Source organism: Edaphobacter sp. HDX4 (genome assembly GCF_036877565.1).
In the GTDB taxonomy this organism is placed as follows: Bacteria; Acidobacteriota; Terriglobia; order Terriglobales; family Acidobacteriaceae; genus Edaphobacter.
Genome location: NZ_JAEDXW010000060.1, coordinates 1 through 400 on the forward strand (window position 1 = coordinate 1; position 400 = coordinate 400).

Annotated in this window: 1 protein-coding gene; it reads right to left on the reverse strand. The window is 59.2% G+C overall.

All coding sequences use genetic code 11. From position 1 onward, the window contains the following. Nucleotides 1-185: 185 nt before the first annotated feature. A partial coding sequence (locus JAO29_RS23130) for an alpha/beta fold hydrolase (protein WP_334270647.1) occupies nucleotides 186-400 on the reverse strand: 215 nt, incomplete at its 5' end.

The window sequence follows — 400 nt, forward strand, 5'->3', positions numbered from 1 at the left end:
GCGGCGGCCTCGATCTGCACGAGCAGGTGGTCGCTCGGCGCATTGGTGGGCGTGGGCACGTCGCGGACTTCCAACTCGCGGGTGGTGGTAACGACTACAGCTTTCATCGTGGTGCTCCTTCCGGCCGCTCCGCTTTGGTTGCCGTGTGCGCGTCCGTGGCTTGGGCTAGGCAGCAGATTTTCTGTTTAAGCAACACTGGTCTCCTTCATGAAGGTGAGCAGGAGCTCGCCGAGCTGAACCGGCTGTTCTTGTTGGATCCAGTGACCGGCGCCCTCAATGAGCTCAATCTCTCCCATCCTCGTTGCTGCCTTGGCTTTCATCAGATCGAGTGCACCTGGTGCCGAGTAGGTGCCCCAATCACTCTTCCCGCCAATGAAGAGTGATGGCACATCGATTGTTT